Annotated in this window: 3 protein-coding genes and 1 pseudogene; 1 reads left to right on the top strand and 3 read right to left on the bottom strand. The window is 56.1% G+C overall.

Annotated features, from left to right (window positions below; translation table 11 throughout):
- Positions 1-124: 124 nt before the first annotated feature.
- Positions 125-739: a hypothetical protein gene (locus tag AC066S_RS38505; protein WP_478271894.1), complete on the bottom strand. Its 615-nt coding sequence runs from the start codon at positions 737-739 to the stop codon at positions 125-127.
- A gap of 362 nt (positions 740-1,101) precedes the next feature.
- On the opposite strand from AC066S_RS38505, the gene AC066S_RS38500 reads away from it, so the two are divergent.
- Positions 1,102-2,178, top strand: coding sequence for an ABC transporter substrate-binding protein (locus AC066S_RS38500; protein ID WP_478271893.1), 1,077 nt, complete (start codon positions 1,102-1,104; stop codon positions 2,176-2,178).
- 544 nt (positions 2,179-2,722) lie between these two features.
- On the opposite strand, the gene AC066S_RS38495 is transcribed toward AC066S_RS38500, so the two are convergent.
- Together AC066S_RS38495 and AC066S_RS38490 are read right to left on the bottom strand one after the other, a co-directional pair.
- Positions 2,723-3,025, bottom strand: coding sequence for a hypothetical protein (locus tag AC066S_RS38495; protein ID WP_235885281.1), 303 nt, complete (start codon positions 3,023-3,025; stop codon positions 2,723-2,725).
- Between the two features lie 427 nt (positions 3,026-3,452).
- Positions 3,453-3,710: pseudogene (locus AC066S_RS38490) on the bottom strand (methyltransferase domain-containing protein); the annotation flags it as partial.

Here is a 3,710-nt window from a genome sequence, read left to right as displayed (position 1 = left end):
TGAAAGCCGGAGTGTGGTTCCGCCGTGCTCGTCTGCTCATCGTCTCTCCTGATTCGCGGGTCAATCTTGCCCGCCGTCAGGCAGAAACTCCACTTATCGCGCTGTTCAGATTTGCGGGACCAGCTCAATGAGTTTTCATCGTTTTAAGCCAAGGCAGCTTCGCTTCGATCCCCGAGGTCACCGGCTCCTCCGTTATCTCGATGACGACGTCGCGAAGTGAAACGCCAGAGCCGAACGTTTCCGCAAGATTTCGGGGGTCTAATTGTTCAATCGATGTGGGATCATTGAGATCGCGAAAGCGGACCAGCATCGGAATATAATCGATCTGCAGTACGCGACTCGGGCGCTTATCCTTCAATAGCTGCACTTTCGGAAGTGGATCGATCTCGCCTTTGAGCAGATCGTCGAAGGCATGAAACAGCATCCACGCAGGGTCACCCAGATCGCCAAATCCGGGTTTCGGCCCGTGCAGAAGTGCGAAGAAGACGCCATGAGCACCGAGATCGACCACAACGGCTTCGCCGCTTACTTCAGCGCCAACGCCGCCCATGGACCTAAAGATGGGCCTCGTATCGGATTGTTTGACTTGGACGACGCCAAAAGCACTGACGAGTTTGCCATGGACGTTCACATTAAGCGTTAGTCGGTATCTGATTGTTTCGCTCAGGCTACCACAGCCGGTTAATGCGCTCACTAGAACGCAGAGCGCGGCCAGCCGTTTCGCAAGGAGTAGAGCCATCGCCGTACCAATTCATGCCGCTAATCTGATCGAGCTTTCTGGGGCTCTAACAAGCTTTGGTTGTGCATGGCATCGGGCTAAAGTTCAGTAAATGTTTGTCCCGGCCCGCCCTCAAAGGCGCAAAGCTGGGCTGACCTTCACTTCCGCTTGTGGCCCATTTCCGACCTGACAAGCTGGACTGACGATGTCCGATCTTGAAGGCAAAGCTGACTTTCCGATGGCAAGTCCCGACTTCTCAGTTTGACCCGGAGCGGACCTAGGGCCTGTCATCCCATGAAGCCCATTGGGCTATTTCCCCCTCGCAGCCTGATCGCAAAATGCTAGCGTTGAGGTATTGCTAGGCGTCTTCTCCGGGAGCCCACATGCACCGGCGCGCGTTCATGTCGTTTGTCGGAGGCGCGGCGGCAATATGGCCGCTGACAGCGCGGGCGCAGCGACCGGCAATGCCGGTGATTGGTTTTTTTGACACTGGCACACCAGCGCCCTTGTACTTCGCCGCGAGCAAGGAAACCGTCAGGCCCGGGAACGACGTTAGCATTGCTTATGCGGACGGAACTGGATCGTTTCTTGTCCTGCTCGCATTGGCTGAGCGGCAAGGGCTTTTCAGAAAGTACGGCGTCGACGTTCGATCTGTGGCCATCAAGGGCGCAACGGTCCCCCGCCTGACAGCCGACATGCCGTTAGGGATGATCGGTGAGCCAGCCGCTTTGTTGCAGGCGGCGGGAGGAGCTGATTTGCGCCTTGTCGCTTCTTTCAGCGACATCAAGCTTTCGGGTCATCTCGTTGCACGACCCGGTATCAAGACTCCGGGAGATTTGCGTGGCAAGCGCCTGGGAGCGCGTGTGATCGGCGCCGGATTATGGATATCCACGATCCTTGCCCTCGAACAGTTGGCGCTAGATCCACGGCGAGACGAAATCACCATTCTGCCCGTAGGCAACCCGGTTCAAATCTTCCGCGCTTTGGAACAGGGCGAAATCGATGGTGCGCTGGTGTCAGCCGCGCAAAGTCGCGAACTGCAGTCCAAGGGGTTCGCTGTCCTCTTGAAAGATTATCCGCCAAACATAAGCAGCTTTGGCGGTGGGCTCGTTGTCTCCAACGGCTTTCTGTCGAACAATCGCGATGTAGTTGCGAAGGTCGTGCACGCACTTCTCGAAGCCCTCGCGCTCTGCCTTGGCGGACAGGATAAGGCGAAGGTCAGGCAGGCATTCAACGCAGCCCTCAGCATCAGTGACGAAGAAACCGCTGCAAGCAGTTTAGCCGAGCTGCGACGCAAGCCGTATCCTTCATTGGCGCCATTGGCAAGAATGCAGAAAGTGATCTCGATCCATGACCCTCGCGTGCTGAATGTATCGGTGGTTGACCTCATCGATGACCAGTTTGTTCGCAAGTTCGACGAAGATGGTGAGCTGGATGCACTCTATGCGGCCTACAGGTAGCCTTGGCACGGAGCGCAATCTACAATGTCCGTTGATGGCACTTTTCGGACCTGACAGGCCGGACTGACGAAGTCCGTTAATGGGGGGCAAAGCAGACCTGGGGCAATGTGGGCGTCGACGCTGGGGCTCAAAAATCGAAACGCGACGAAGAATGATATTTTTCAGTTCGATCACTAAGTTGAATCCGCTTGCGCGTTGAGCGACTAAAACGGTCTTGGACGAATAACTTCTTCCATCGCGATTGAGCGTCTTCGCGTTTTCACACAGCCAAGACCCGGAGCAGACGTGTCACTTGAGAGCGCCGTCTGGCTTCATCGCTGACCTCATCTCGGCCATGGTCGCGCTCGCGGGAAGGCGCCTCTCCTTGAGAACCCAAACGCCACAGAGCCAACCCAATCCCCCTCCAATGATGGGAGCGACGATCAACTGCCAAAATCCAAAATTGAGAACGAGATTTCCCAAGAAGAACCCGAGGGCCCCGAGGATTGCGATAACCCCGGCATAGGAAAACTTGTCCAGTAAATTATCCGGTGATCTCACGAGGCTACCAATTGGTAGTTGCCATGTAAGCTATATAGGGTAGCGCGATTTCAACGCGCGGCGCAGAAATGGTAAAGCCACGATGATCGCCAGCGACAAACCAGAGGAAGGCCGGAACGGGCGAGTCATGGTGAATATGGGCGATGTACAGCACGAAGGCCAACAGGGTTGCAACTAGCGCGTTCGACATCCAGTACAACGGCGAGCGCCCAATTCCATTTGCGGCGAGTTCAGAAGCTCGTTCGCGTGCTCTTGCTACGCTCCACCAACAAGAACCGAAGAATGCAAAAGCAATAAGCCAGTTCATTCCAGCTCAATCAGATGGACTTGCGTCGTTCGTCTTCGAACGGCGAATGACTGAGATGTCTCATGAGACGCCCTTCATTGCCCCGCCCGTAGCGCTTTGCGAACGGAACGTACACGAGGCAGGCTAGGCCCAACCCTATCAGGACCATAATGAGGTTGAGGCCGAGGAACACTTATGTGCTGGACGTGCCCCCGACGACGAGGACAAGCATAAGGGTGGGGTGGAACGAATGCTGAAAGGCGACATGCCCGCTGAAGTAGCACGGGACGGTCTGAGCTGGCGGTTCTCTGACGATTAAGGTTTGCGGACCATTAAGTCTGCTGCGGGCCCATTTGCGAAGTTGCGCCGCATCCGACAGAGCTCACCGGGCTGGAGCGGACCAGATTTACTCAACCTGAGTTCTTCGGATTTTGACCCCCAGCCGACCTCAGTGGAGCGAAGCCGTCACTACGAAAGATTGCTGCGGGAATGTGAGCCGGCCGTTTGCCAGCATAGCGGGATCGAGGCGAGTAGCGGTGTCGTGTGCGATGGCGGCAATCTTGCGTTCACGCCCGGGAACATCGTGGTCCTTCAAGAGTGCAGCCATCGGGGTCGCCGTGAGTTGGAAGCGGACGTAATCCAGCGCCGAGGGAAAGCTAATTTGCTTGGATACGGTCGCAACATTGACATCATCAAAGCCAGCCTG

The sequence above is a fragment of the Bradyrhizobium sp. CFUWI genome (genome assembly GCF_056429085.1).
The sequence above is the reverse complement of the archived record's forward strand: the minus strand, read 5'-3'. Positions and strand labels throughout refer to the sequence as shown.